A 22,055-nucleotide genomic window follows, 5' to 3' on the forward strand; every position below is an offset into this window, starting at 1 on the left:
GGAATCGGGCACTCATGTCAGATGTCGTCCTCGTCGAACGTCGGGCGGACGCCCCGGGCGAACATGATCTCGTCGTTGCTGGTGCCGGCGGCGACCATCGGCCAGACCATCGCGTCCTTGCCGACCACGAAGTCGATCACCACCGGGGCGTCGGTGATCGCCATCGCCGCCTCGATCGTCTTGTCGACGTCGGCGGCGTTCTCGCAGCGTAGGCCGATGCAGCCGAGCGCCTCGGCCAGCTTGACGAAATCCGGGATGCGGTGCTTGTGGGTGCCCAGCTCGGTGTTGGAGTAGCGCCCCTCGTAGAACAGGGTCTGCCACTGCCGGACCATGCCCAGGTTGCCGTTGTTGATCAGGGCGATCTTGACCGGGATGCCCTCCAACGCGCAGGTGGCCAGCTCCTGGTTGGTCATCTGGAAACAACCGTCGCCGTCCACCGCCCAGACCACCGCGTCCGGCCGGCCGACCTTCGCGCCCATCGCCGCCGGGACGGCGTACCCCATGGTGCCGAGGCCGCCGGAGTTGAGCCAGGTGCCCGGCTTCTCGTACGAGATGAACTGACTGGCCCACATCTGGTGCTGGCCGACCCCCGCCACGTAGATCGCCTCCGGGCCGGCGATCTCGCCCAGCCGCTTGATCACGTACTGCGGGGAGAGGGTGCCGTCGGCGGGCTCGTCGTAGCCCAGCGGGTACCGCTCGCGCAGGTCGTCGAGCTGGGTCCACCAGTCGGTCAGGTCGGCCCGGCGGCCGGCCTTCTGCTCGGTCGTCACCGCCGCGATCAGCTCGTCGATGACGTGCCGGGCGTCACCCACGATCGGGACGTCGACGTGCCGGTTCTTGCCGATCTCGGCCGGGTCGATGTCGGCGTGCACCACCGTCGCGTCCGGGGCGAACGAGTCCAGCTTGCCGGTCACCCGGTCGTCGAACCGGGCACCCAGCGCCACGATCAGGTCGGCCTTCTGCAGCCCGTAGACGGCGGCCACCGTGCCGTGCATGCCGGGCATGCCCAGGTGCTGGCGGTGCGAGTCGGGGAACGCCCCCAGCGCCATCAGGGTGGTCACCACTGGGATGCCGGTCAGCTCGGCCAGCCGGAGCAGCGGCTCGGACGCACCGGCCTTGAGCACCCCGCCACCGACGTAGAGCACCGGCCGACGGGCGCCGCCCATCAGCCGGGCCGCCTCCCGGATCTGCTTGCCGTGCGGGTGCAGGGTCGGCCGGTAGCCGGGCAGGTCCAGGGTGGGCGGCCAGGAGAAGGTGGTCGCCGCCTGGAGGACGTCCTTGGGGATGTCCACCAGCACCGGCCCGGGACGCCCGGTCGCGGCCAGGTGGAAGGCCTCGGCGAGCACCTGCGGGATCTCCTCGGCCGTCTGCACCAGGAAGTTGTGCTTGGTGATCGGCAGGGTGATGCCCTGGATGTCCGCCTCCTGGAAGGCGTCCGTGCCGATCATCGGGCGGGACACCTGACCGGTGATCGCCACGATCGGCACCGAGTCCATGTACGCGTCGGCGATCGGGGTGACCAGGTTCGTCGCGCCCGGCCCGGAGGTGGCGATGCAGACGCCGACCCGGCCGGTGGCCTGCGCGTACCCGGTGGCGGCGTGACCCGCGCCCTGCTCGTGCCGGACCAGGATGTGCCGCACCGAGGAGTCGTAGAGCGGGTCGTAGGCGGGCAGGATCGCCCCGCCGGGAATCCCGAAGACGACGTCGACGCCGAGCGCCTCGAGGGACCGCACCAACGAACCGGCACCGGAGACCGGGACCGGCCCGGACGGCCGTACGGCCGGGGTGGCCGCGGCGGCGGTGCCGCGCGGCGGGGTGGTGGGGTCGGCGTCGCCGGTCGGCTCGGTGACCGTGCGGGCCCGCCGGGCGGAGTGGGCGAGGGTCTCTGGCGTGGGTCTCGTCATGGCGGTTCAGGCCTTCGGCTGGAGTTGGGTGGAGCTGCTACGACAGGTGCGACAGGGGCGCGTGCCGCGCCCCGGGGTTCCGACGGCAACAAAAACGGCCCTCGTGCAGATGCACGGGGCCAGCGCACTCTCGACAGCGGGAGAGTGCGCTCAGGTAAGTACTCGCAGCGACCGGTTCGACGACATGGGCCAAGCCTGACGCATCTCACGCGATGAGTCAACTGATCCCACATGTTGGTTCACGAACGGGGGACGCCATCCCCGGCGGGTGCCTCGTCAACCGGTCCGGCCTGCGCGGACTCACCCTGCGGGGGGCGTGGGGCGGGCACCGGCGGCGACGCGGGCGGATGGGACCGCAGCCGGGGCAGCAACGGCGACGGGGCCGGTCGGGGCGGCACCGGAGGCGGGGCCGGCGGAGCCGACGCCGGACGGGCACCCGGCGAGGTGGCCGCCTCCAGCATCGCCTCCAGGTGCTCGGCCGGCACCCCCCAGCCGAAGAGCGCGCCCTGCCCGAACCGGCACCCGGCGGCCACCACCGCGGCCAGCTCCGTCGGGGTGGTGACCCCCTCCGCGATCACCTCCAGGCCGAGCTGGTGGCCCAGCCGCATGACGATGTCGACCATCGGGGCGAAGGCCGGTCCGTCCCGGCCCACCGGACGGACCGGCTCGTGCTCGGCGACCAGACTGTGGTCGATCTTGAGGATGTCGATCGGCAGCCGGCGGAGCTGCCCCAGCGACGAGTACCCCGCGCCGAAGTCGTCCAACGCGATCCGGACGCCGGTCAGCCGTAGCGCGGTCAACCGGCGGATCAGCTCGTCCAGGTCGGTGGCGACGGCGTGCTCGGTGACCTCCAGCACCAGCCGCTGCGGCGGCACGTGGTGGGCGCGCAGCGCCTCGGCCACCTGCACCACGTACTCCGGGGCGTGCAGCTCGTGCGGGGAGACGTTGACCGACACCCAGACGTCGTGGCCGTCGGCGAGCCAGCGGGACAGCTGCCAGCACGCCTGGTGCAGCACCCAGGCCCCCAGCTTGGCGATCATCCCGCACTCCTCGGCCAGCGGGATGAACTCGTCCGGGCGGACGTTGCCCAGCTCGGGGTGGTGCCAGCGGAGCAGCGCCTCGGCCCCCACCGGCCGCACCGAGGGCAGCGAGGCCACCGGCTGGAACGCCAGCCGCAGCTCGTCGCGTTCGATCGCGCCGCGCAGCTCGTGCTCCAGCCGGGTACGCCGGGTCAGCAGCCGGTCGTAGCTGCCGTCGTAGCGCTCGATCCGGTTCTTGCCGCGCTGCTTGGCGTAGCGCAGGGCCAGGTCGGCGTGGCGTAGCAGGCCGACCACGTCCGGGTCGCCGCCCTGCCCGGCCACCCCGATGCTCACCGACAGGAAGACCGCGCCACCGGCCTGGTCGTACGGCCGGCCGAGCACCCCCAGCAGCCGCTCCGCCACCGCGTCCGCCTCCGCCGGCCGCCCCCGCATCAGCACCGCGAACTCGTCGCCACCCAGCCGGGCGGCCAGGTCGCCGGGGCGCAGGTTGCCCCGCAGCCGCCGGCCCACCTCGGCCAGCACCATGTCGCCGACGTCGTGGCCACGCATGTCGTTGACGTTCTTGAAGCCGTCCAGGTCGAGGCCGAGCAGCACGCAGTCGGCCCCCTCGCTGGCACAGCGCTGCATCTCGCGCAGCAGGCCGCGCCGGTTGGCCAGGGCGGTCAGCGGATCGGTGTGCGCCAACTCCCGGAAGTGCGCCTCCCGTTCGGCCAGCCGGCCGGCGTACCGGCGGACGTCGTTGAGGGTGAGGTACTGCCGGGTGACCAGCGCGAATCCCTCCAGGCTGCCGGCGACGATGCCCAGCGCGTCGAACCGGCCGCCCTGCACGAGGTGGTACATCGCCGAGGCGGCCATCGCGAACATCGGGATGAAGGCGTACTCCCCGTCCCGGCGGATCAGGTCGATGTCGACCTGGCCGGGGGCGTCCACCCGGTGCACCGCGAGCGCCCCGGCGAGCAGGCCCACGGCGAGCAGCGCCATCCCGGTCACCGCCATCCCCGAGCCGCCCTGGCAGACCCCGGCGGCCACCACGAGACCACCGGTGGCGGTCGCGGTGATGCCGGTGCCGAGCACGGCCAGCCGGATCCGGGGGCCGTCGGCGCGGGCCACCACCATCCCGGTGAGCCCGGCGGTGAGCGCCGCGGTCACCGAGGCGAGCAGGATCGCCGGGCAGGCGCTCGGCGTGCCCGGCCCGAGCAGCCGGGTCGGCTCCGAGAGGAGCACCCAGCCGACGAACCAGATCGAGGTGGCCACGATCAGCCCGTCGAGCAGCAGCCGGGCGGCGGCGGCCCGGGCCGCCATCGCGCCGGGCAGCCGGAGCAGCCCGGCGCAGAACGCCAGCCCGGTCAGCGCGGTGCCGACGGCGATCACCGACGCCCAGCCCATGTGCCGCCCGCGCTGGTGCGCCCCGTGCTCGGTCGCCCCGAGCAGCGCGACGGCACCGGCACCCAGGGTGACCAGGGCGATCGCGGCGGCCAGCGCGAACAGCAGGTGCGCCTGGCGGTGCGGCCCGCCCCGCCGCCGGGCCGAGTCGGCCAGCAGCGCGGTGGCGGCGGCGGCGAGCAGGCCGCTCAACACCGCCACGGCGACCATGCCCGGGGGTAAACGCACGACCCCAACTGTGCCGGATCGGCACCCGCCACGGGGTACCGGGTGTGCAACTGTTGGGACACGGCGCGCGCGGTGGTTGCCGCCCGCCGGACGGTGCAAGACTGGTACCCATGCCTGAGCTGCGGTCGAGGACCTCCACCCACGGTCGGACGATGGCCGGCGCCCGGGCCCTCTGGCGGGCCACCGGGATGACCGACGACGACTTCGGCAAGCCGATCGTCGCCATCGCGAACAGTTTCACCCAGTTCGTCCCCGGTCACGTCCACCTCAAGGACATGGGTGGCCTGGTCGCGGACGCGGTGGCCGAGGCCGGCGGGGTGGGGCGCGAGTTCAACACCATCGCCGTGGACGACGGCATCGCCATGGGCCACGGCGGGATGCTCTACTCGCTGCCCAGCCGGGAGCTGATCGCCGACGCGGTGGAGTACATGGTCAACGCGCACTGCGCGGACGCCCTGGTCTGCATCTCCAACTGCGACAAGATCACCCCCGGGATGCTGCTGGCCGCGTTGCGGCTCAACATCCCGACCGTCTTCGTCTCCGGCGGCCCGATGGAGGCCGGCAAGACGGTGGCCGTCGAGGGCGTGGTGCACTCCAAGATCGACCTGATCGACGCGATGATCGCCTCCTCCAACGAGGCGGTCACCGACGACCAGCTCGGCGAGATCGAGCGCTCCGCCTGCCCGACCTGCGGCTCCTGCTCGGGCATGTTCACCGCCAACTCGATGAACTGCCTCACCGAGGCGATCGGCCTGGCCCTGCCCGGCAACGGCTCGACGCTGGCCACCCACGCCGCGCGCCGGTCGCTCTTCGTCGAGGCCGGGCGCACCGTCGTCGACATCGCCAGGCGCTGGTACGACCACGACGACGCCTCCGTGCTCCCCCGTACCGTCGCCAACCGCAAGGCGTTCGACAACGCGGTCGCCCTCGACGTGGCGATGGGCGGATCGACCAACACGATCCTGCACCTGCTCGCCGCCGCCCGCGAGGCCGAGCTGGACTTCACCGTCGCCGACATCGACGCCGTCTCCCGCCGGGTGCCCTGCCTGGCCAAGGTCGCCCCGAACTCGCCGAACTACCACATGGAGGACGTGCACCGGGCCGGCGGCATCCCCGCCATCCTCGGCGAGCTGGACCGCGCCGGCCTGCTGCACCGCGACGTGCACGCGGTGCACTCCCCCTCGCTGGCCCAGTGGCTCACCGACTGGGACGTCCGGGGCGGCTCACCCACCCTGGCGGCGGTCGAGCTGTTCCACGCCGCGCCGGGCGGGGTGCGTACCGTCGAGCCCTTCTCCACCACCAACCGCTGGTCGACCCTGGACACCGACGCCGCGCAGGGCTGCGTGCGGGACCGGGAGCACGCCTACAGCGCGGACGGCGGGCTGGCCATCCTGCACGGCAACATCGCGCCGGACGGCTGCGTGGTGAAGACCGCCGGGGTGCCCGAGGAGTGCCTGACCTTCCGCGGCCCGGCCAAGGTCTACGAGTCGCAGGACGACGCGGTCTCGGCGATCCTCGCCAAGGAGATCGTCGCCGGGGACGTCGTGGTGATCCGCTACGAGGGCCCGAAGGGCGGCCCCGGCATGCAGGAGATGCTCTACCCCACCTCGTTCCTCAAGGGGCGTGGCCTGGGCCGGTCCTGCGCGCTGCTCACCGACGGCCGGTTCTCCGGCGGCACCTCCGGGCTCTCCATCGGGCATGCCTCCCCCGAGGCGGCCTCCGGTGGCCTGATCGCGCTGGTCGAGCCCGGCGACGAGATCGTCATCGACATCCCGGCCCGGTCCATCGAGCTGAACGTGCCCGAGGACGTGCTGACGGCCCGCCGGGTGGCGCAGGAGAAGCGGGAGCGGCCGTACACCCCGCTCGACCGGCAGCGCCCGGTGTCCGCGGCCCTGCGCGCGTACGCCTCGATGGCCACCTCGGCCAGCGACGGCGCGTACCGTCGCGTCCCCGAGTAGGCCCCCGGCGGCCGGGTGAGGTCCCGTCGCGTTGTCCCGGCGAGGTAGCGGTGTCCGCTACCTCGCCACCACGGACGCCGGACGGCCTCCCGCGTCGGCGACCCGCGCGCATGCCGGGTGACGGTGGGAAGCTCGCCCAGGTCGGCGGACCCGGTCCGGCCACCCGGGTCACAGGGCGACGACAGCGTCCTCGGCGAACGTGAAAAGGCCGGCGTCGAGCGTGATCGTCTTGAGCTTGGTGCCCTTCGGCACGTCGAAGAAGACATTCGCGGTCACCGAGTTGCCCGGGTTGATCTCGTCGAGAAAACCCTGACCATCGCTGTTTCCGTAGATCCCCGCCTCCCCGTCGGCCTCGTACTCCCGGCCCTTGGAGTCCTGCGCGCTGAGGCTGCCGTCGGCGTGAAAGGTGTGCGCCCGCTTGGTGACGTTCTTGACCGTCACACTGACCTTGCAGAACGTGCCCTGCGCCTTGGTGTTGAGGAAATCGTTCCCGACCCGGGAGATCCCGCACTTCACACCCTTGACGGTGAACTCGAAGTCACCGCCGCGCACCTTGTCGCCGATGCCCGGGGTTTTCGGCTTCGGCGGCGCGGGAGCCGTGGTCGTCTTGACCGCGGGTGCCGCCTTGCTCGTCGCCGGTGCTGCCGTCGTGTTGGCCGGAGCGGCACCGCTCTTCACCCCGGGGACGTCGCCACTGACGGCGGCGGCCTGGGGCTTCTTGTCGTCGCCGACCAGGCCCAGCACCAGTGGACCGCCACAGCACAACACCACGAACGCGCCGACACCGATGAGCGTGGGCAGCAGCCAGGAGGCCCGCTTCCGGGGCGCGGCGGGCGGCAGCGGACCGCCGGGCATCGCCGGGGAGAACTGCCCGGCCTGGCGGGGCGGCACCTGCGCGGGAGGCACCTGCGAGAACGGGGCGGTCGGTGGCGTCGACGAGTGGCCGAAGTGCTGCTGGTTCCGGGCAGGGTCATAGGGTGCCGTCATCGAGTGGTTTCTCCCGGGTCTTGATCCATAGCAGCAACGCACCGAGCGAAGCGGCCCCCACCGTGCCATGGTGGCCCCGGGGCAATGGTCGGCCGGCCGGCCCGAGCCACCCGACGCTTTCCGGAGATAATTGCCAGCCCGTTGGATCGCCCTCAGACTTTCAGCCAAAGCTCGGGCTGGGCGGCTTCACCATCAGTTCCGGTAGGCACATCGGGCCGCCGACGACCGGCTGTCGGAAATCCGCCAACCCGTTTCCGGGCAATGCGAAAGCGCCAATTCCCCTCCCGTGACGAGGGCGCACCACCATGTGCCGCAGCACATGGGACGGCCTCAGGGAATCGGACGGACCTGGGTCGCCCCCCGGTAGCAGCCGGTCCGGGCCGGTGGTGACGTCCAGCCCGCGCCGGTGATCCGCACCTCGGCCCAGACGCAGGTCCGGGTGCTGGTGAGCAGGTTGCCGTAGGCCGAGATGCCCGCGTAGTCGATGGTGAAGTCGTGGCTGCGGGCCGGGGTGTCCCCGTCGGTGACGACGAGCACCACCCGGGCCGGCCGGGGCACGGCCGGCGCACCGGTCGGAGCCGGCATGAACCGGGGCCAACTCGCCCCGCAGGCCGGCGAGTACCGCAGCTCCACCAGGCCGACCACCCGCTCGTCGACCAGCACCGCCGTGCTGTCCACGGTGGCGACGGCGGGATCGGCGGCACACCCGGCGTCCTTGGGGTCGGCCCCGTCGCGCACCCGCACGGCGGGGTCGGGCCCGGTGGGTGTCGGACCGGCCCGGCCGGCAGTCGGGGCGGAGGAGGCCGACGGGCGGTCGGCGGAGCGCCAACCGATCGAGGCCAGGCCGACGGCGAGCACCATGAGCAGGCCCGCCCCGGCAGCGGGGAGCAGCAGCCGACGGTCGGCCCGCACCGCCCGCGACGGCCCGCCGGCCGGAGAGGTCTCCCGCACCCCCGCAGCGGCGTCGGTGTCCCCGGCCGGACGCCCGCCGCCGGCCGGTTCGACGGGAGACGGCGGTTCACCGGCGGACGGGGGATCGGCGGTGCCGGGCTCGAGGGCGTCGGACACCGGACCGGGTGTGTCCGCGGCGACCTCCCGCCAGCGCCGTGTCCAGGCCGCCTCGTCGCCGCCGAGCGCCCGGACGTACGCCTGGGTGGTGTCCAGGGTGGGCAGCTTCCGGCCGCCGGCCGCCTCCGACAGCGAGCTGGACGACCGGTGCGCCCGGCGGGCCATCGCCTGGTAGGTCGGCCGGCCGGCCCGCTCGCGCAGGCGGCGCAGGTCTGCGGCGAATGCCTGCACCGGGTCGGCGTCGGGATCGAGGGGGCGCTCCGTCCGGGCCACCGTGACTCCTCGGAATTGATTGACCAGCGCCGGCTATTGATTGTCCAACGCCACCCAGCGTAGAGACGACCGTCGACGGAAGGTAGAGATGGGAGTCGACCCATCCCGGTCCGAAAGTCGACCATCCCCCTCGGAGGAACGATGACCACCGCACCCCGCACGTCGAGGGCCGTCCGCCGGACGGTGGCGAGCCTGGCCGCCGGCACCCTGGTCGCCGCGAGCCTGCTCGTGGCGAGCCCGGCGAGCGCCGTCAGCTGCACCACCACCGGCTGCGACGGCACCGACCCGATCAACACCGGCTGCTCGGCCGACGCCCGCAACGCGACCAGCCAGCCGGCGTACATCATGAAGGGCGCGACCACGCTGGCCGTGGTGGAGCTGCGGTACAGCGCCACCTGCGGCACCAACTGGGGCAGGATCAGCAATCGGGTGACCCCGAACCGGGTCCAGGTCACCGTCTACCGGGACAGCCCGCGCAAGACGACCCCGTGGTACGGCGGCACCGGCGCCCAGTACTACGGCGACCAGCTCTACGGCGACAACTCGACGATCTGCGCGGTCGGCGAGGTCGTCTACGGCGGCACCACGTACACCAGTTCGGCGCTCTGCGCCTGACCTGAACGGCTCCGCGCAGTGCCTGACCGGAGCAACGCCGCTCTGCGCCTGACCTGGACAGCCCCGCTCTGCGCAGGACCGGAGCCGTTGCGGTCCGGCCGGAGCGACGGCGGGGCGGCGTGGTGCCCGTCGCCCACCGGGCGGCGGTGGGCGGCGTTTCGCCCACCGCCGCGTGCGCCGGCCGGCCACCGTCAGGTGGTGACGGTGCCGCGCAGCAGTTCCCGGGCGTGGTCGATGGCCGCCGGGGTGTCGGCGAAGACCAGTCCGTCGCGGCGCAGTTCGTCGGCCACGCCCAGGGTGGCGAGCACCTGGTCGTGGTCGCGGGTGATGCCGGAGAGCAGCACGGTGATCCCCCGGCCCCGCAGTCGGCGGACCGCGTCGCCGAGCACGTGCGCGCCGGTGGCGTCCAGCGCCGACACCCGGGACATCCGCAGGATGACCACCCGGACGTCGGCCACCTCGGACAGCTCCAGCAGGAAGGTGTGCGCGGCGGCGAAGAACAGCGGCCCGTCCAGCCGGTAGGCCACGATGTGCTCGGCCAGCAGGGCGTGCTCCTCGGCGCTGTGCTCACCCCGGTCGAGCGGGACCTGTTCCAGCCGGGCGCTACGGGCCACCGCGCGCAGCGCGACCACCACCGCCACGGCCACCCCGACCGCGACGGCGGTGACCAGGTCCCACGCCACCGTGACGACGAAGGTGAGCACCAGCACCAGCGCGTCCCCCCGGGTGGCGCGGGCGAGAGCCCACAGCGCGCCGGCCTCGACCATCCGGACCGTGGTGGCCAGCAGCACCCCGGCCAGCGCGGCGAGCGGAATCCGGCCGACCAGCGGGGCGGCGACGAGGACGATCGCGGCGAGCGCCACAGCGTGGGTGAGGGCGGCCAGTTTCGACGCCGCCCCGGCGCGGACGTTGACCGCCGTACGGGCGATCGCGGCGGTGGCCGGGATGCCGCCGAACAGCGGCGCGGCCAGGTTGGCCAGGCCCTGACCGAACAGCTCCCGGTCCGGGTCGTGCCGTTGCCCGACGGTCATCCCGTCGGCGACGGTCGCCGACAGCAGGCTCTCCAGCGCGGCGAGCGCGGCAACAGCCAGCGCCGACGGCAGCAGCACCCCGACCGCGCCGGGGTCGAGGAAGCCCAGCGACGGCGCGGGAAGCCCCTGCGGCAGCGCCCCGATCCGGACCAGGTCGACCGGGGCGGTCTCGGCGAGCACCGTGGCGGCGGCCACCCCGAGCAGCGAGAACGGCAGGCCGGGCCGCCAGCGTGCGCCGAGCAGCATCAGCGCCGCCACCCCGAGCGCGACCGCCAGCGCCACCGGCCGGGGGTGTACGGCGAACCGGGCGACCGCGTCGGCGGCGACGGCCCACACCCGGTCGCCGTGCGCGTCGGTCACGCCGAGCGCGGCGGGCAACTGTTGCAGGGCGATGACCACGGCGATGCCGGCGGTGAAGCCCTCGATGACGGGGGTGGGCAGGTAGCGGACGTAGCGACCGAGGCGGGCCAGGGCGAGGGCGATCAGCAGCAGCCCGGCCAGCGCGCCGACCATCAGCACCCCGGTAGCGCCGAACTGCTGCACCACCGGCACCAGCACCACTGTCATCGCCCCGGTGGGGCCGGAGACCTGGAGGTGGGAGCCGCCGAAGACGGCCGCCACCGCCCCGGCGACGACGGCGGTGACCAGCCCGGCCTGGGCACCCAGCCCGGAGGTGACGCCGAAGGCGAGGGCGAGCGGCAGGGCCACCACCGCCACGGTCAGCCCGGCGACCAGGTCCCGCCGGGGTGCACGGCGTACCGCCTGCCAGTCGGTGCGGTCGGGCAGCAGGCCGAGGACCCGGTCGGCGACGGCGGCGACGCTCACCGGCCGGGCCGGGTAGGCGAGCTGCGGAGTTCGTCGAGGAGGGCGTCGCGGTCGGTGAGGACCGCGCCGAGGATGCGTCGGCCGGCGGCCAGCAGGTCGGCCACGTCGGGGGTGCTCAGCGAGTACATGACCAGCGGGCCGTCCCGGTAGGAGGTGACCATGCCGGCCCGGCGCAGCACGGCGAGCTGTTGGGAGAGGTTGGACGGCTCGACCTCGATGACGGCGAGCAGGTCGCGGACCGGCTTCGGCCCGTCCTGGAGCAGTTCGAGCACCCGGATCCGCACCGGGTGCCCGAGGGTGCGGAACAGCTCCGCCTTGGCCTGGTACAGCGGAACCGACATGGCACCCTCCCGATCGAGTCGTGAAGAATTTACCACTTGCGAAAATCTTCAATTAACCGGTCGCGGAGTTCGTGACTCCCGCTTCGGCACCGGGTCGCGCGGCGTACCGCCGGAGGTCAGGCCGGCAGGAAGCGGACCGCGTCGGCGACCACGTACCCGTCGGTGCCCTCGGTACGGATGAGCACGCTGCCCGCCGTACCCGCCGGGAACTGGTAGGTGCCGAGCGGCACCCACTGCCCACCCGATCCGCGCTGATCGACCACCCGGGTGGTCACCCCGCCGCCGTGCACCACGTCGACCGGGACGTTGCCGGCCCGGTTCGGGTCGGCCGTCCAGCGCAGCTGGACGGTCCAGCTACCGGCCGCCGGCAGGGACGGGGTGAAGCGCATCCGGTTGACGCCCTTGCCGGTGTTGCCGTCGTGCTCGTAGTCCGGCCCCTGGTAACCGCCGATGGCGGTGCTGGCCACCCAGACGCCGGCCCGGGTGACCCCGGCCGACCGGTTGTCCACCACGATCTCGCCCTCGGCGGTGGGCGGCCAGCTCAGGATCTGCCCGTCCCGGCGCAGCCGGGCCTGGAGGGTGGCGACGTCGACCTGCTGCACCGGCACCCCGGCGTCGACCGCCAGCACCGCCGCCGTCGCCGCGGACTGGGCGAGGATCATGAAGACCGGCTCCATCCGGATCGAGCCGTAGGCGATGTGGCTGGCCGACAGGCAGACCGGGACGAGGAGGTTGGCGCACTGCCCGGCGGTGGGCACGATCGACCGGTAGCTGACCGGGTACGGGCCGGGCACCCCGACCTGCACGTCTCCCTCGTTCCTCACCAGCCCGTCCACCACCACCCGCTGGCAGTTGTGCGAGTCCATGGTGTAGCTGGCCAGACCGACCGCGTCGGCGACCCGGACCGCGCCCCGGCAGTCCCGCTCGGTCATCACGTACGCCGACACCATCCGGCGGGCCTCGCGGACGTAGAGCTGCGGGGGCCACCCGCCGGTGGCGGTGAACTCGTCGGCCGCCAGACCCCACCGGGCCACCCCCGCCCGGACCGGCTCCGGCAGCCGGGGGTCGTTGGCCAGGAACCACATCAGCCCCTGCTGGTACGTCCGGTGGTCGGCGACCATGCTGTCCCGCTGTGCCCAGGTCGCCGTCGGGTAGGCGTGGCTCGCGCCGATGAAGTCGGTGGAGAACGCCCCGGTGTTGTTCGAGTCGGTCTTGCCGCCGCCGACGCTCTGGGTGGTGAAGAACGGCCCGGTGTAGCCGGCCCGCACGTACCGCAACAGCAGTTCGTAGTCGGCCGGGTCGTAGCCGGCCGGCTGCGGGAACGGGATCCGGCCGGCGGCCTGGGTCAGGCACATCCGGAAGTTGTACGCCTGGATCCGGTCGTCACCGGTGCCGTTCGGCGCGACCGGGGCGGCGGAGATGCCGGGGAGCAGCCCGCTGGCCGGGTCGCCCGGCACCACGTACGGGTCGACCGGCAGGGTGAACTGGTGCGCCCCGCGTAGCTGCACCCCGTTGATCGTCTCGCCGTATACGGCGTTGGCCTCCCGCCCGACCGTGTACGCCACCCCGGCGGCGGCCATCAGGTCACCCTCGTAGGTCGCGTCGACGAACATCGGGCCGGTGAAGAGTTGCCCGTTGTCGGTGACCAGGCCGGTGATCCGGTCACCACTGCGCTGCACGGTGGTCAGCCGCGCGTTCAGGTAGACCGGGATCCCGTGCTCGGTGAGCAGGTCCGCGCAGACCCCGGCGGCCACGTGCGGCTCGAACACCAGCCGCATCGGCGAGTCGGGGGCGACCGGGACGCCCTGGTACCGGGCGTACACCCGCCGGTAGAACTCCGCGGCGACACCGCCGATGGCGGCGCTGGTGCCGCTGTCGGTGTAGCCGAGCCCACCGGTGGTGAGCCCGCCGACGTGGTCGCCCGGTTCGACGATCACGGCGGTCCGCCCCAGCCGGCGCGTCTGCACGGCGGCCACGATGCCGGCCGCGGTCGCGCCGTAGACCACCAGGTCGGCGGTGACGGTGCCGGCGGCCAGGGCGGGCAGCCCGGGAGTGGTGCCGGCGGCGACGACGAGGGTGGCCCCGCCGAGGCGGAACAGGTGCCGGCGGCTGAAGGTGGACGACATCACGGCTGCCCTTCGCAGACGAGGGAAGGAGCGCGCCGCCGCACCCGGAATGCATCGACCCTTGCGGATCGAATCGGGGCTGTCAAGGGGCGACCGGCGCCCTCCTCCCCCGCACCGGACGGGAGGAGGACGCCGGCCCGCCAGTCAGCCCGCCACCGGGGCCGCGCCGTCCGGGCGGTCCGCGGCCGGGACCAGGCCACCCGGTCGGTCCGCCACCGGGGCCGCGCGGTCGACCAGGTCGTTGACGCAGCGCAGCACCGGCCGGGCGGTCAGCGCCACCGGGTCCAGCGGCGCACCGCAGGTCACCGTGAAGGTGGCCGACTCCCCCGGCAGCAGGGTGACCAGTGCCGCGTCGACCTCGGCCGTCGGGTCCAGCCGGTCCGGGAAGAGGGTCAGGTCGCGCAGCACGGTCCGCGCGGTGACCCGGACCCGGTGACCCCCGTCGACCTGCTGGACCGTCGCCTCGTAGCGGGCCGCCGGCCAGTGCGCGTCCCGGTCCTCGGCGAAGAACCACAGCGCCCGCTCGGCGGTGTCCCCGGCCTCGGCGACCAGCAGCTCCCGGCGTTCCTCGCCGGCCGCCGCCAGGTCCGTCGGCAGTGGCAGCGTCACCGCCGCGTACGCCGGCACGTCGAGCTGGTACGCGGTCGTCGCCCTCGGCTCGCCGGCCAGGGTGCACCGGGTCACCGTGACCGGGGACCGCCACGGGCTGCCGGTCTCGTTCACCGCGACCAGGGCCAGCCCGCCGTCGCGGGGCTGCACGGTGAGCAGCCGGTCGGCGTACGCCCGGCGCAGCGCGTACCACAGGGGCTTGCGGCGGCCGTCACCGTCGACGGCCGACCAGGAGGTGACCGGCCAGCAGTCGTTGAGCTGCCAGACGATGGTGCCGGAGCAGACCTCCCGGTGCGACCGGAAGTGCTCCACCCCCAGTTGGATGGCCCGCGCCTGGTTGAGCTGGGTCAGGTAGTGCCAGTCGTCGAAGTCGACCGGGGCGGGCAGGTGCGCGTCGAGCCCGCGTTGCAGCTTGGCGTCCCCGTCGGCGGCCTTCTGGTGGTGGGCCATCCCCGGCGAGTCGTGGGCGAGGGGCTCGTCGGAAAGCGCCCGGCGCAGCGTCGCGTACGCCGGGGGCGCCTGGTAGCCGAACTCGGCGACGAACCGGGGGACGTACTCGCGGTACCTCGTGTAGTCGTCGGTGTTCCATACGTCCCACAGGTGCGTGGTGCCGTGAGCCGGGTCGTTGGGGTGGATCGCCTCCACCCCCGACCACGGGCTGCCCGGCCAGTACGGGCGGGTCGGGTCCAGCTCGCCGACCACCCGGGGTAGCAGGTCGAGATAGAAGCCCCGCCCCCAGCTGCGCCCGGCCAGCGGTTCCTGCCAGCCCCAGTCGTGCCAGCCCCAGATGTTCTCGTTGTTGCCGGTCCAGAGCACCAGCGACGGGTGCCCGGCCAGCCGGGCCACCTGCTCCCGCGCCTCCGCCTCGACCTCGGTGCCGAACGGCTCCTCCTCCGGGTAGGCCGCGCAGGCGAAGAGGAAGTCCTGCTGCACCAGCAGGCCGCGCTCGTCGGCGAGGGAGTAGAAGTCGGTCGACTCGTACCGGCCGCCGCCCCAGACGCGCAGCAGGTTGACGTTGGCGTCGGCGGCCTGGGTGAACCGGTGGGCCAGCCGGTCACGGGTGATCCGGGTGGGGAACGCGTCGTCGGGAATCCAGTTGGCCCCCCGCACCAGCACCGGCACGTCGTTGACGTGCAGGGTGAACGGGGTGCCGTGGGCGTCGGGGGTGGTGTCGAGGCGGACCGAGCGGAAGCCGATCCGGTGCGACCAGGTGTCCACGGTGCGACCGTCGGGCGTCGACAGGTGCACCGTCAGCGGGTGCAGGGGCTGTGCGCCGTACCCCCGGGGCCACCACAGCTCGGGGTCGGCGACGGTGAGGGTCAGCGCGGCCGTGCGCTGCCCGGCCGCGACGGTCGTCTCGCCGGTCACCCCGGCGACCTCGGCGCGGACGGTCAGCGGCAGGTCGGCCACCCGCTCGACCTCGACGTGCAGCTCCACCCGCCCCTGACCGTCGACGACCGTCACCAGTGGACGGACGACACCGAGCCGGGCGGTGGACCAGGCGTGCAGCCCGATCTCCTGCCAGATCCCGGCGGTCACCAGCGTCGGCCCCCAGTCCCAGCCGAAGTTGCAGGCCATCTTGCGGATGAACGCGAACGGCTCCGGGTAGGCGTTGGGCCGGTCGCCGAGCCGGTCCCGCTGCTCCTCGGCGTAGCGGTACGCCGGGTCGAACCGGACGGCGAGGGTGTTCTCCCCCGGCCGCAGCGCCGACCGCACGTCGAACCGGTACGACCGATGCATGTTGGCGGTCCGGCCGACCTCGACGCCGTTGAGGGTGACCGTGGCGACCGTGTCCAACCCGGCGCAGACCAGGTCGATCCGGTCGTCGTCGCCGGGTGCGTACCCGAAGGTGGTGGCGTACTCCCAGTCGGTGCGGCCGATCCAGGCCAGCGCCGTCTCGTTGGCGTCGAGGAAGGGATCGTCGATCAGGCCGGCGGCGAGCAGATCGGTGTGCACGCAGCCGGGCACGGTCGCCGGCACCGCCCGACCGGCCACCGCGTCGGGCACCTGCGGCCCGGCCACCGCCCGTAGCCGCCAACCCTCGTGCAACGCCTGCCGAGTCACGACCCCACCGCGCCTTCGCTGCTCGGGACAGCCCCAGCACATCGAGGGATGTCAACTGAACCGGATAAGTCAAGACACCGTACGGGCCACCCCCAACCCTGTCAACGGTGTTCCCCACCGGCGGTCACCGGACCCCGGAAAGAGACACGGAGGGCTGCCTGAGCAGCGTCGCCGGGCAGCCCGACCCGCCACCGCACCACCGCGGAGGCAGCGCCCGGCCGGCCTGCTTAACCGGGCAAGCGGATCGACCACCGCTACCGGCTGGATTCCACCACGGCCGGCGGCACCGGTCACGCCCGGCACCGGTAGCGTGGGCACCGCCGGCCGATCCCGGCCCCGCGTACCGCCTGCCCAGGCCGCGAGAAATGGAGGAACCCGCCGGTGAAGCGGCCGACCATCGCCGACGTCGCCCGACGCGCCGGAGTGTCCAAGGGCGCGGTGTCGTACGCGCTCAACGGGCAGCCGGGCGTCTCGGAGGCCACCCGGCAGCGCATCCTGGCCATCGCCGCCGAGATCGGCTTCAGCCCGAGCAGCGCCGCCCGCGCGCTCTCCGGCGCCACCGCCGACGCCGTCGGCCTGGCCCTGTGCCGTCCGGCCCGGATCCTCGGCATCGAACCGTTCTTCATGGAGCTGATCAGCGGCGTCGAGGCCGAACTCTCCGCCCGGTCCTACGCGCTGACCCTCCAGGTGGTCGCCGACCAGGATGCGGAGATCGCGGTCTACCGGCGCTGGTGGGCCGAGCGGCGGGTCGACGGCGTCCTCGTCTGCGACCTGCGCACCGACGACATCCGGGTACCCGCCCTGGAGGAGCTCCAGCTACCCGCCGTGGTGATCGGCGGACCGGGGCACACCGGCACGTTGGCCAGCGTCTGGTCCGATGACGCGGCGGCGCTGGCCGAGACGGTGGAATACCTGGTCGCGCTCGGCCACCGCAAGATCGCCCGGGTCGGCGGCCTGCCCGCGCTGCGGCATACGGAGATCCGCACCGACGCCTTCGCCGAGGTCTGCGGCCGGCTCGGGCTCACCGAGGCGGCGACCGTGTGGTCCGACTACACCGGGGAGGAGGGTGCCCGCGCCACCCGGCGGCTGCTCAGCTCGGCCCAGCGCCCCACCGCCCTGATCTACGACAACGACGTGATGGCCATCGCCGGGCTCTCCGTGGCCCAGGAGATGGGGCTCGGCGTCCCCACCGACCTGTCCATCGTGGCCTGGGACGACTCCCCACTGTGCCAGCTGGTGCACCCACCACTGACCGCGCTCAGCCGGGACATCCCCGCCTACGGCGCGAACGCGGCCCGCCAACTGCTCGCCGTCATCGCCGGTGAGCCGGTCGGCGGCCTCCAGGACGAGACGCCACACCTGACCCCGCGCGGCAGCACCGCACCGCCCCGACCGAGATGAACCGGTTCAGTGGACCGGCCGGCGGCGGCCCGCTCAACGGAGTTCGGCGGCCCGCTCAACGGAACGCCGACGGGAACTCCGCGAAGTACGCCTCGACCCGTTCGGCGGTCGCCGGACGCGCCAGCGCGAAACCCTGGCCGTACCGGCAGCCCGCCCGCGTCGCCCGGTCGACGTCCGGCTCGGACTCCAGCTCCGCCATCACCACCGTCACCCCCAACCGCTCCCCCAGGCCCACCACCACGTCGATCAGCGGACGCGTCCCCTCGTCCGGCCCGACCGGCTGCGGCTGCACCTTCAACAGGTCGATCGGCAGCCGACGCAGCCGGGTCAGCGAGGCGTGCTCGGCCCGGAAGCTGTCCAGCGCGGTGCGTACCCCCATCGCCCGCAGCCCGGCCAGCCGGGCCACCACCATCGACAGGTCCGCGCCCAGCCCCGGTTCGGCGATCTCCAGCACCAGCCGTTCCGCCGGGACACCGTGCCCGGCCAGCACCGTCGCCACCCGGGGCACCAGATCCGGCGCCAGCAGCTCGGCCAGGGTCAGGTTGACCGCCAGCCAGAGTTCCCGGCCGCCGTACGACCAGTCGGCGAGCTGCCGGCAGGCCCGGTCCAACACCCACCGGCCCAGCTCACCCAGCAGGCCCAGATCCTCGGCGACCGGCAGCAACTCGGCCGGCAACACGGTGCCCAGCACCGGGCTGCGCCACCGCAGCAACGCCTCGATGCCGGCCGGCCGCCGGTCGACCAGCGCCAACACCGGCTGGTAGACCAGGTCCAGCTCACCCCGGGCCGCCGCGCCGGGCAGCTCCCGTTCCAGGTCCATCCGGCGGACCAGCTGCTCCTCCAGGCAGGCGTCGTACCACTCGACCCGGTTCCGGCCGAGCTGGACGGCCCGGCGGCGGGCCAGGTCGGCCTGACGCAGCACGTCCTGCGGGTCGCCTCCGGTCAGCTCGGCCAGGCCCACCGCGACCCGGAGCCGGGCCATCCCCGTCGGCACCGGCCACGGCTCGGTCAACGCGGCCAGCAGCCGCTCACCCAGCGCGTACGCCGGCACCGAGGCGGCGTCGGTGACCACCGCGAACTCCGTGCCGGACAACCGGGAGACCAGATCCCGCGGGCCGACCACGTCACGCAGCCGACGGGCGGTGGTGACCGTCAGGGCGTCACCGTCCACCCCCGGCCCGGCGGCGTCCTGCGCCGGCGGGCAACCGTGCACGTCGACCACGAGCAGCGCGCCGGGCGGGCCGGCCCGCTCGCCGAGCACCCGGAGCAGCTCCTGCCGGTTGGCCAGGCCGGTGAGCGGGTCGGCGGCGGCCACCCGACGCAGTTCCCGCTCCAGCCGACGGCGGTCCCCGACGTCCCGGACGTGCAGCACCACCGCGGCCACCTCCGGCACGTCGCGCTGGTCGCTGACCGTCGACTCGATCTCCCGCCAGGCACCGTCACCGGCGCGCATCCTGGCCACCAGCAACGGCGGGCCGTCGTCCTGCGGCGGCGCGGCCAGCCGGGTCAGCACACCGGGAGCGTCGTCCGGGTGCAGCAGGTCGGCCAGCGCGAGCCCGCACACCTCGCTCCGGCGCAGCCCGAACCAGCGCTCACCGGCCGCCGACAGCCAGTGCACCCGCAACCGGTCGTCGAGCACCAGGATCAGGTCGCGGCCACCCGAGACCAACGTCCGGAAGTACGCCTCCCGGGCGGCCAGCCGACCCGCCCACCGCCGGTCGTCGGCCGCGGAGATCAGCTCCCGGCCCACCAGCGGCGGGATCACCGCCAGCCCCAGCAGGACGGCGGTCGCGCTGAAGCCCCCGACGACCGCCAGGTGACCGGCCGCCGCCACGCTGGCCACCGCCGCCGGGGCGGTCACCCGGGGCCAGGCCGGCGGCGGACCGGCCGGGCCGGGCGGATCCCCCGCCGCGACCCGGGTCATCCCGGCGGCGGTCAGCAGCGCCCCGCCGACCAGCACCGGCACGAGGGTCAGCAGCGTCACCGCCGGAGCCCGGTAGGCCTCCAGCGCCACCAGACCGGCCAGCCCCAGCAGGACGGTCGCCGCCCCGACCCGGCAGCGGGCCGCCCCGGGACGACGACGCCGGTCGGCCAACGCGCTCACCAGCAACCCGGCCAGCCCGGTCGCGCCGAGGACGGTCACCACCCGGACCACCGGCGGCACCGGGCCGGACGGCACCAGCACCCAGCCGGCGAAGAGCAGCGCGGTGCCCAGGCCGAGCACGTCCACCCCACGCCGCAACCGGGCGCGGGGCGTCGACCGGGAGTGGCCGGGCAGCAGGAGAAGGCCGGCGGCGAACGTCGCGGTGGCCGCGCCGAGCCCGGCCACCGCGACCCCGACCCGCCAGCCCGCCGGCACCAGTGGTGGCACCGCGACGGTCAGCGCGGCCACCGTCACCGCGGCGACGAGCAGGGCGGCGGCGCGGCGGCAGAGCCGGCTGCGCCGGTCCCGGCCGTCGACGGCGGCCAGCCGGAGCAGCCGGCCGACGACCGGGGCGCAACCGCCGACGCCGGCCAGCGCGACGGCCGCCGGCGGTGGGAGGAGACCGGTCAGGCCCACGCTGACCAGCAGCGCGGCCAGCACCGAGGACACGACCGGTACGGAGAGTGGACGACGGAGGAGGGAGGCGTCGGTCACGGCGGTCACCTTCGTGAGGGGGACACGGGCCGGTGCAAGGGGGGTTACCGGTCCAACGAACGGCCATCGCACCGGTTACGCGCCCCGACCGTGACCCGCGTCACCCACCCGCCCGGCCCTCTCGGCGCCGGGAACGGCGCCGACGGCCCGGCCGGGGCCGCCGGGGACCGGGGTGGAATCATCGGGGGGTGAGCCGCGCCGACACCCTCCGTTTCCGGCACCACCAGGCCGTCCTGGTCGCGGCCGTGATCGCCACCATCGGCGCGCTGCCCCTGGCCGCCGCCCGGGCCTACCTGCTGCCGGTGCTGCTCGTCCCGCTGGTCGTCGCGGCCTGGGCCTGGCGCTCGGGCACCGACGCCGACCGGCGCGAGCTGCGGTTGCGGGCACTGGTCGGAAGTCGACGGGTGCCCTGGGAGCAGGTCGTCGAGTTGACCGCCGACCCGCGCGGCCGGGCCGTCGTCCGGCTCGCCGACGGGCAGCAGCTCCTCCTGCCCGCCGTCCGGGGCGTGGACCTGCCCCGCCTGGTCTCGATCACCGGGCAGGCCCTGCCCGACCCCCGCTGAGCGGTCTCAGTAGCCGTCCTCCACCCGGTTGACCAGCGGCGAACCCGCGGCGAACCGGCGTACCTGCTCCCCCACCAGCCGGTACGCCCGGGGCAGCAGCCCCTTGACCGAGCCGGCGACGTGCGGGGTGAGCAGCACGTTGGGCAGCTCCCAGAGCGGATGGTCGGCCGGCAGCGGCTCCGGGTCGGTCACGTCCAGCGCCGCCCGCAGCCGACCGGAGGTCAGCTCGGCGACCAGGGCCGCGGTGTCCGCCACCGGACCCCGTGCGGCGTTGACCAGCAGTGCCCCGTCCGGCATGGCGGCCAGGAAGTCGGCGTCCACCAGCCCCCGGGTGGCGTCGGTGAGCGGCACCAGCAGCACCACCACGTCGGCTCCCGGCAGCAACCGCGGCAACTCGGCCACCGCGTGCACCCCCTGGTCCGGCCGGGCGGTGCGGGCCACCAGGGTGAAGGTGACGTCGAACGGGGCCAGCCGGCTCCGTACCGCCGCGCCGATCGAGCCGGCCCCCACGATGAGCACCCGTTTACCGGTCAGTTCGTCGGTCGGCGCGACCCGGTCGTACGCCCACTCCCGCCGGGCCTGGGCGCGGGCCAGCGCCGGGAAGCCGCGCAGCTGGGCGAGGATCGCGGCGACCACCCACTCGGCGGTGCCGGCGTCGTGCACCCCCCGGGCGTCGCACAGGGCCACCCCGGCGGGCACCCGCCCGGCCCAGGCGTCCGCCCCGGCTGAGAGGAGCTGGACCACCGCCAGGTCGGGCAGCCGGTCCAGCATCGTCAGGGTCTCCGCGCCGGCCAGGAACGGCGGCACCCAGAACCGGACGTCCGCCGGGTCGCCGGGCGGGTCCGCCGGATCGGTCCACGGCTGTACGGTGACACCGCACGGCACCGGCCCGAGCAGCTCGACACCGGCGGGATGGGGAATCCACACCTTCACGCGTGCCGACGATAGCCCCCCGGCGGCGGGCGGTTCCGACGGGCCGGCCGACCGACGCCGCACCGGGC

General features: G+C 74.2%; 14 protein-coding genes. 4 read left to right on the forward strand and 10 right to left on the reverse strand.

Translation table 11 applies throughout. The features are described from left to right. Positions 1 to 17: 17 nt before the first annotated feature. Both GA0070623_RS11770 and GA0070623_RS11775 read right to left on the reverse strand, forming a co-directional pair. The gene (locus tag GA0070623_RS11770) at positions 18 to 1,904 is read right to left on the reverse strand and encodes an acetolactate synthase large subunit (protein ID WP_089004012.1); all 1,887 of its coding nucleotides are present in this window, start codon (positions 1,902 to 1,904) and stop codon (positions 18 to 20) included. A gap of 239 nt (positions 1,905 to 2,143) precedes the next feature. Next, the gene (locus tag GA0070623_RS11775) at positions 2,144 to 4,537 is read right to left on the reverse strand and encodes a putative bifunctional diguanylate cyclase/phosphodiesterase (protein ID WP_084261263.1); all 2,394 of its coding nucleotides are present in this window, start codon (positions 4,535 to 4,537) and stop codon (positions 2,144 to 2,146) included. 128 nt (positions 4,538 to 4,665) lie between these two features. On the opposite strand from GA0070623_RS11775, the gene ilvD reads away from it, so the two are divergent. Continuing rightward, the gene (ilvD, locus tag GA0070623_RS11780; RefSeq protein WP_084261264.1) at positions 4,666 to 6,513 is read left to right on the forward strand and encodes a dihydroxy-acid dehydratase; all 1,848 of its coding nucleotides are present in this window, start codon (positions 4,666 to 4,668) and stop codon (positions 6,511 to 6,513) included. Between the two features lie 168 nt (positions 6,514 to 6,681). Here ilvD and GA0070623_RS11785 read toward each other — a convergent pair whose 3' ends face one another. Together GA0070623_RS11785 and GA0070623_RS11790 are read right to left on the reverse strand one after the other, a co-directional pair. Next, entirely contained in the window at positions 6,682 to 7,500 is an 819-nt protein-coding gene (locus GA0070623_RS11785) for a DUF4352 domain-containing protein (protein WP_067307052.1), read from the reverse strand. Between the two features lie 330 nt (positions 7,501 to 7,830). Beyond that, positions 7,831 to 8,841 (reverse strand): transcriptional regulator, encoded by a 1,011-nt coding sequence (locus tag GA0070623_RS11790; protein ID WP_067307054.1) that lies wholly within the window; start codon positions 8,839 to 8,841, stop codon positions 7,831 to 7,833. Positions 8,842 to 8,982: 141 nt separating this feature from the next. Between GA0070623_RS11790 and GA0070623_RS11795 the strand changes: the two genes are divergently transcribed. Further along, positions 8,983 to 9,456: a DUF2690 domain-containing protein gene (locus GA0070623_RS11795; protein WP_067307057.1), complete on the forward strand. Its 474-nt coding sequence runs from the start codon at positions 8,983 to 8,985 to the stop codon at positions 9,454 to 9,456. Between the two features lie 191 nt (positions 9,457 to 9,647). Here GA0070623_RS11795 and GA0070623_RS11800 read toward each other — a convergent pair whose 3' ends face one another. The 4 genes from GA0070623_RS11800 to GA0070623_RS11815 form a co-directional block, all read right to left on the reverse strand. Further along, the gene (locus GA0070623_RS11800; RefSeq protein WP_067307059.1) at positions 9,648 to 11,312 is read right to left on the reverse strand and encodes a SulP family inorganic anion transporter; all 1,665 of its coding nucleotides are present in this window, start codon (positions 11,310 to 11,312) and stop codon (positions 9,648 to 9,650) included. Next, positions 11,309 to 11,653 carry an ArsR/SmtB family transcription factor gene (locus GA0070623_RS11805; RefSeq protein WP_067307062.1) on the reverse strand — a complete coding sequence of 115 codons (345 nt, stop codon included), beginning with the start codon at positions 11,651 to 11,653 and terminating at the stop codon, positions 11,309 to 11,311. Before GA0070623_RS11805 ends, GA0070623_RS11800 begins: the two co-directional genes overlap by 4 nt. Positions 11,654 to 11,769: 116 nt before the next feature. Beyond that, positions 11,770 to 13,779 (reverse strand): FAD-dependent oxidoreductase, encoded by a 2,010-nt coding sequence (locus GA0070623_RS11810; protein ID WP_067307065.1) that lies wholly within the window; start codon positions 13,777 to 13,779, stop codon positions 11,770 to 11,772. Positions 13,780 to 13,923: 144 nt separating this feature from the next. Beyond that, complete coding sequence (locus tag GA0070623_RS11815) at positions 13,924 to 16,494, reverse strand: glycosyl hydrolase 2 galactose-binding domain-containing protein (RefSeq protein ID WP_084261265.1); 2,571 nt, start codon at positions 16,492 to 16,494, stop codon at positions 13,924 to 13,926. A 339-nt stretch (positions 16,495 to 16,833) separates the two neighbouring features. Here GA0070623_RS11815 and GA0070623_RS11820 point away from each other — a divergent pair, with 339 nt between their 5' ends. Beyond that, positions 16,834 to 17,853: a LacI family DNA-binding transcriptional regulator gene (locus GA0070623_RS11820; protein WP_067307068.1), complete on the forward strand. Its 1,020-nt coding sequence runs from the start codon at positions 16,834 to 16,836 to the stop codon at positions 17,851 to 17,853. A 55-nt stretch (positions 17,854 to 17,908) separates the two neighbouring features. Here GA0070623_RS11820 and GA0070623_RS31385 read toward each other — a convergent pair whose 3' ends face one another. Further along, positions 17,909 to 20,491 (reverse strand): putative bifunctional diguanylate cyclase/phosphodiesterase, encoded by a 2,583-nt coding sequence (locus tag GA0070623_RS31385; RefSeq protein ID WP_269458981.1) that lies wholly within the window; start codon positions 20,489 to 20,491, stop codon positions 17,909 to 17,911. A gap of 188 nt (positions 20,492 to 20,679) precedes the next feature. Here GA0070623_RS31385 and GA0070623_RS11830 point away from each other — a divergent pair, with 188 nt between their 5' ends. Continuing rightward, on the forward strand, positions 20,680 to 21,054 hold the full coding sequence (locus tag GA0070623_RS11830; RefSeq protein ID WP_067307070.1) for a PH domain-containing protein: 375 nt from the start codon (positions 20,680 to 20,682) through the stop codon (positions 21,052 to 21,054). A gap of 6 nt (positions 21,055 to 21,060) precedes the next feature. On the opposite strand, the gene GA0070623_RS11835 is transcribed toward GA0070623_RS11830, so the two are convergent. Then, positions 21,061 to 21,987, reverse strand: coding sequence for a 2-hydroxyacid dehydrogenase (locus tag GA0070623_RS11835; protein WP_067307073.1), 927 nt, complete (start codon positions 21,985 to 21,987; stop codon positions 21,061 to 21,063). Between the last annotated feature and the right edge of the window lie 68 nt (positions 21,988 to 22,055).

Origin of the sequence: Micromonospora rifamycinica, from assembly GCF_900090265.1 — a bacterium.
Classification (GTDB): domain Bacteria; phylum Actinomycetota; class Actinomycetes; order Mycobacteriales; family Micromonosporaceae; genus Micromonospora; species Micromonospora rifamycinica.